Raw genomic sequence first — 5,956 nt, forward strand, 5'->3', positions numbered from 1 at the left:
CTTCCACGCCCGGCATCCCCTTCGCCGCCTCGGTGTCGATCGAGACGATGTCGGCGTGCGCATGCGGGGAGCGCATCACCACCAGCCACAACGCGCCATCGGCGGCCTTGTCGTCAAGATAGCCGCCGTGCCCGGTGAGCAGGCGCTGATCCTCGAGACGCTTGACGGGCTGGCCCGCACCGAACCGCATGGAGCCGGGGAGAATGTTCATGCCGTTTCCTTTTGTTGCTTGCTTGGCCGCAGTTTTAGCGGAGAACCGAGCGGTACGCCAAGAGGGGCGCGGGGGCGGACGGTGTCGTTGCGATGCACGCAAGCACCATGTTTACGTGGTCATTCCGGGGCGCTCGCGAACGCGAGCGAACCCGGAATCCAGAAGTTTTTACGACGATGGGGTGCTCAGCAGCTCGAGATTCCGGGTTCGCGCCTGCGGCGCGCCCCGGAATGACGCCGCAAGGAATGCTCGCCCGAGAGGCTAAGCGACCTCCGCCAGCACCTTCTCCACCGCTTTCCGCTCCTCGGCCGTCAGCGCGGCTTGCGGCGGGATGGGGTCGCCGACGTCGTAGCCTTGCAGCGACAGGCCGGCCTTGATGCAAGCGGCGAGGTTGAATTTGGCGAAGGCTTCGTTGACGCGCCACAGTTTGCGCTGCAGCTTTAATGCCTCGTCCCAGCGCTGGGCCTTGCACAGCTCGTACAGCTGAACGCTCTGGCGCGGCGCGATGCAGGCAGGGCCGGCCATCCAGCCGACGCCGCCGATCAGCATCACCGCCGCGGGGATGTGCGCCGAGGCCGAAAACACCTGTAGTGCGTCGCCGCAGCGATTGATGATCGACAGCAGCCGCCCGGTATTGGTCGAGGCGTCCTTGATGTAGCGAATCCGCGGATGCTCGGCGAGCCGCGCGATCACATCCAGCGTCAGATCCGAGCGCTGGAATTGCGGGTTGGTGTAGATCACCACCGGGATCTCGACCGCATCCGCGATCGCGCGGAAATAGCTTTCGATCTGCGCATCCTTGAGCGGGAAATACGCTTCGAGAATCGCCAGAATGCCGTCGGCGCCGAGCTTCTCGTACAGTCTGGCCTGCGCCACCGCATCCGCCACCGAGGTCGAGGCGACGCCGGCGACCACCGGCACGCGGCGCTGTGCGGCCTCGATCGTCGCCCGCACCACTGCCTCGCGCTGCGCGGTGCCGAGATAGGCAAATTCCCCGGTCGAGCCGAGTGGCGTCAGCCCGTGCACACCGGCCTGGATCAGATCGTCGCACAGCCGTCCCATCACATCGGCGCGAACGCGGCCCTCCGCATCGACCGGAGACACCAGATAAGGGAATACGCCGTGAAAATCCGCCATCATCCAATCCGTCACTTGTCCACATCCGGCCACCGGAACCGGCGGCCCCGCCTATCCAGCGCAATACGCCCGGCGCCGCAAGGCGGAAACGTGCTAAGCCTCCCCCGACCCACCCTGAACGAGACCTGCCGATGACCTCTGCCCTGCCCCGTGCCGCCAACCAGCAACCGCCGGTCGCGCCGCGCCGTCCGCATAGCTTCACCACCCATAGCATCACGCTGACCGACGACTATGCCTGGCTGAAGGATCCGAACTGGCAGGAGGTGCTGCGCGATCCGTCGCTGCTCGATCCGGACATCCGCACCTATCTCGAAGCCGAGAACGGCTACACCGACAGCGTGCTCGGCCACACCACGAGTTTGCAGAAGAAGCTGGTCGCCGAGATGCGCGGCCGGATCAAGGAGGACGATTCCAGCGTCCCCTCACCGGACGGGCCTTACGCTTACTTGCGTAAATATCGCGAGGGCGGTCAGCACCCGCTGTACGGCCGCGTCACCCGCGACGGCGGCGGCGAGATCGACATCATCCTCGACGGCGACGAGCTCGCCAAGGGCCACGACTACTTCCAGTTCGGCGACCGCCGGCATTCGCTCGATCATAAGCTCGAAGGCTGGAGCGCCGACACCAAGGGCTCCGAATACTACACCATCCGCGTCCGCGACTGGGCGACCAAGCAGGACCTGCCCGACGTGGTCGAGGAGACCGACGGCGGCCTGGTGTGGACCGCGGATTCGACCGCGTTCTTCTACGTCAAGCTCGACGACAACCACCGCCCGATGCAGGTGTGGCTGCACAAGCTCGGCACCCAGCAGGCCGACGATCTTCTGATCTACGAAGAGCCGGACTCCGGCTGGTTCACCCACATCCACGAAAGCACCAGCGGCCGGTTCTGCGTCATCGCCGGCGGCGATCACGAGACCTCCGAACAGCGGCTGATCGACGTTTCCGATCCGACCGCACCGCCGCGCCTGGTCGCCAAGCGCGAACTCGGCGTGCAGTATTCGCTCGGCGACCGCGGCGACGAACTGTTCATCCTCACCAACGCCGACGGCGCGATCGACTTCAAGATCGTCACCGCGCCGCTGGCTGAGCCGACCCGCAACAACTGGCGTGACCTGATCCCGCACCGCGCCGGGATCTATGTGATCGATTTCGATCTCACCACCGGCCATCTGATCCGGCTGGAGCGCGCCAATGCGCTGCCGTCGATCACCATCCGCGACCTCAAAAGCGGCGACGAACACGCCATCGCGTTCGCCGAGACCGCGTATTCGCTCGGCACCATCGGCGGCTACGAGTTCGACACCACGAACTTGCGGTTCTCGTATTCGTCGATGACGACGCCGTCGGAGGTCTATGACTACGACATGGCGACGCGGCAGCGCGTCTTGCGCAAGCGCCAGGAGATTCCCTCCGGCCACAATCCGGCCGATTACGTCACCACCCGGATCATGGCGAAGGCGGACGACGGCGCCGAGGTGCCGGTGTCGATCCTACATCGGGCCGGCCTCAAGCTCGACGGCCAGGCGCCGCTGCTGTTGTATGGCTATGGCTCCTACGGCCACGCCATGGGCGCCGGCTTTTCGGCCAACGCGCTGTCGCTGGTCGATCGCGGCTTCGTCTATGCGATCGCCCATATCCGCGGCGGCGCCGACAAGGGCTGGGGCTGGTATCTCGACGGCAAGCGCGAGAAGAAGACCAACTCGTTCGACGACTTCGCCGCTAGCGCCCGCGCCCTGATCGCGGCGAACTACACCTCGCCCAAGCGCATCGTCGCCCACGGCGGCAGCGCCGGCGGCATGCTGATGGGCGCGGTCGCCAATCGCGCCGGTGAGCTGTTCGCCGGCATCGTCGCCGAGGTGCCGTTCGTCGACGTGCTCAACACCATGCTGGACGACACCCTGCCGCTGACGCCTCCCGAGTGGCCGGAGTGGGGCAATCCGATTGCGAGCGAAGCCGACTTCAAGACCATCCTGTCGTATTCGCCCTACGACAACGTCGCCGCCAAAGAGTATCCGGCGATCCTGGCGATGGGCGGTCTCACCGATCCGCGCGTGACCTATTGGGAGCCGGCCAAATGGGTCGCGCGGCTGCGCGCCACCATGACCGGCGGGGGTCCGGTGCTGCTGCGCATCAACATGGGCGCCGGCCACGGCGGCGCCTCCGGCCGCTTCAGCCGCCTCGACGAGATCGCGATCGTCTATGCCTTTGCGCTATGGGCGGTCGGCTTGGCTGACGCCGAAGCATGAGCGTGGCATAAAACATTCAGACAACCCCTCCCCGTCATTGCGAGCGAAGCGAAGCAATCCAGAAGCGCCGAGCACTGAGCCTGGATTGCTTCGTCGCTCCGCTCCTCGCAATGACGGAGACCAACTAACAATTCATCAGGAAACAACCCGAGCACATCATGGCCGCACCCAAACCGCCCGGATTTGAAACCCTCAGCCTGCACGCCGGGCAGCATCCCGATCCGCTGACCGGCTCGCGCGCGGTGCCGATCTATCAGACCACCTCCTACGTGTTTCAGGACACCGATCACGCCGCGGCGCTGTTCAACATGGAGCGGCCCGGCCACCTCTACACGCGAATTTCCAACCCGACGATCGCGGTGCTCGAAGAGCGGATCGCCGCGCTGGAGAACGGCGTCGGCGCGGTCGCAACCGCGAGCGGCATGGCAGCGCTGCATCTGGCGATCGCGACGCTGCTGAGCGCCGGCGATCACATCGTTGCATCATCCTCGCTCTACGGCGGCACGATTAACCTGCTGGCGCACACGCTGCCGCGGTTCGGCATCACCACCACCTTCGTGGCGCCGCGCGACCACGCCGGCCTTGCAGCGGCGATCCAGCCGAATACCAGGCTGATGATCGGCGAGACCATCGGCAATCCGGGCCTCGAAGTGCTCGACATCCCGAAGGTCGCGGGAATCGCCCACGAGGCGAAGATCCCGCTCTTGATCGACAACACCTTCGCAACGCCGTACCTGAGCAAGCCGATCGAACTCGGCGCCGACATCGTGATGCATTCGGCGACCAAATGGCTCGGCGGCCACGGCATCGCGATCGGCGGCGTGCTGGTCGACGGCGGCCGGTTCGACTGGCGCGGCTCCGGCAAATTTCCGACGCTGACCGAGCCCTATGCCGGCTATCATGACGTCGTCTTCGACGAGCAGTTCGGCCCGCCCGCCTTCGTCATCCGCGCGCGAATGGAAGGCCTGCGTGACTTCGGCGCGTGTCTTTCGCCGACCAATGCGTTCCAGTTGCTGCAGGGCATCGAGACGCTGCCGGTGCGGATGGATCGGCATGTCGCCAACACCAAGGCGGTGCTCGACTTCCTCCAGGCCAACAAGGCGGTCGATTGGGTGCTGCATCCGACGCTGGAGAACCACCCCGACTACGAACTGGCCAAGACGCTGCTGCCGAATGGCGCCGGCTCGATCATCTCGTTCGGTATCAAGGGCGGCCGCGCCGCCGGGCGCAAGTTCATCGAAGCGCTGCGGCTGACCAGCCATCTCGCCAATGTCGGCGACGCCAAGACGCTGGTGATTCATCCGGCTTCGACCACGCACCAACAGATGAGTGCCGAGCAGCTGAAGGCCGCCGGCATCGGCGAGGAACTGATCCGGCTGTCGGTCGGCATTGAAACCGCCGACGACATTATCGCTGACCTGGCGCAGGCTCTGCGCGTTTCGCAGAAGGGCTGAGTCATGCAGATCAAGGTCAACGGGACAGACACCTTCGTTGCCACCGGCGGCAAGCGGTTCGACGCCTCGCTGCCCGCCGCGGTGTTCATCCATGGCGCCGGCTTCGATCGCTCGGTGTGGGCGCTGCAGACGCGCTGGTTCGCGCACCACGGCTACGCCGTGCTGGCGCCGGACCTGCCCGGCCACGGCCGCTCCGGCGGCGAGCCGCTGAAGACGATCGCCGAAATGGCCGACTGGATCGCCGCGCTACTCGACGCAACAGGCGCCCAGCCGGCCAAGCTGATCGGCCATTCGATGGGCTCGCTGATCGCGCTGGAGACCGCCGCGCGGCACCCGGCCAAGGTGGCGTCCTTGGCGCTGATCGGCACCACCTCGACGATGGCGGTCGGCCCCGATCTGCTGAAAGCCGCCGAAGCCAACGATCCCGCGGCGGTTGCGATGATGACGATCTGGGGCCTTGGCCCGGATGCGGAGATCGGCGGCAACCTCGCTCCCGGCCTGTGGATGCACGGCGGCTCGGTGCGCGTGCTCGAAGCCAACAAGCCCGGCGTGATCTTCAACGATTTGTCGGCCTGTAACGACTACAAGGACGCACTGACCGCGGCGGCGAAGGTGACGGTGCCGACGCTGTTCATCCTCGGCGAACGCGACATGATGACTCCGACCAAGAACGGCAAGACGCTGGCAGCCGCAATCGCCGGCTCACGCACCGTCATCCTGAAAGGCGCCGGCCACACCATGATGGTCGAGCGCCCCGACGACGTGCTGAAGGCGCTGCAGGAGTAAGACTCTAGCTCCGCGCTCGTCATTCCGGGGCGCTCGCGCCAGCGAGCGAACCCGGAATCCCGAGCTATGGAGCACCCGGCGTCGCAACAACCTCGCTTCACCCTCCCCTGGAGGGGGAG

General features: G+C 65.9%; 5 protein-coding genes. 3 read left to right on the forward strand and 2 right to left on the reverse strand.

Translation table 11 applies throughout. The annotated features are described in order from the left end of the window. Together DYI24_RS19610 and DYI24_RS19615 are read right to left on the reverse strand one after the other, a co-directional pair. Positions 1-211: hypothetical protein (locus DYI24_RS19610; protein WP_164573489.1), on the reverse strand; the 211-nt coding region annotated here is incomplete at its 3' end. A 261-nt stretch (positions 212-472) separates the two neighbouring features. Beyond that, complete coding sequence (locus DYI24_RS19615) at positions 473-1,348, reverse strand: dihydrodipicolinate synthase family protein (RefSeq protein WP_164573490.1); 876 nt, start codon at positions 1,346-1,348, stop codon at positions 473-475. A 131-nt stretch (positions 1,349-1,479) separates the two neighbouring features. On the opposite strand from DYI24_RS19615, the gene DYI24_RS19620 reads away from it, so the two are divergent. The 3 genes from DYI24_RS19620 to DYI24_RS19630 all read left to right on the forward strand — a co-directional run bounded on the left by DYI24_RS19620 (position 1,480) and on the right by DYI24_RS19630 (position 5,837). Next, a complete protein-coding gene (locus DYI24_RS19620) occupies positions 1,480-3,597 on the forward strand; it encodes a S9 family peptidase (protein ID WP_164573491.1) in 2,118 nt (705 codons plus the stop codon). 158 nt (positions 3,598-3,755) lie between these two features. Continuing rightward, positions 3,756-5,051 carry an O-acetylhomoserine aminocarboxypropyltransferase gene (locus DYI24_RS19625; RefSeq protein ID WP_164573492.1) on the forward strand — a complete coding sequence of 432 codons (1,296 nt, stop codon included), beginning with the start codon at positions 3,756-3,758 and terminating at the stop codon, positions 5,049-5,051. Between the two features lie 3 nt (positions 5,052-5,054). Further along, positions 5,055-5,837: an alpha/beta fold hydrolase gene (locus DYI24_RS19630; RefSeq protein WP_164573493.1), complete on the forward strand. Its 783-nt coding sequence runs from the start codon at positions 5,055-5,057 to the stop codon at positions 5,835-5,837. The last annotated feature ends 119 nt before the right edge of the window (positions 5,838-5,956 follow it).

The sequence above is a fragment of the Rhodopseudomonas sp. BR0C11 genome (assembly GCF_010820945.1).
GTDB classification, from domain to species: Bacteria; Pseudomonadota; Alphaproteobacteria; order Rhizobiales; family Xanthobacteraceae; genus Rhodopseudomonas; species Rhodopseudomonas palustris_H.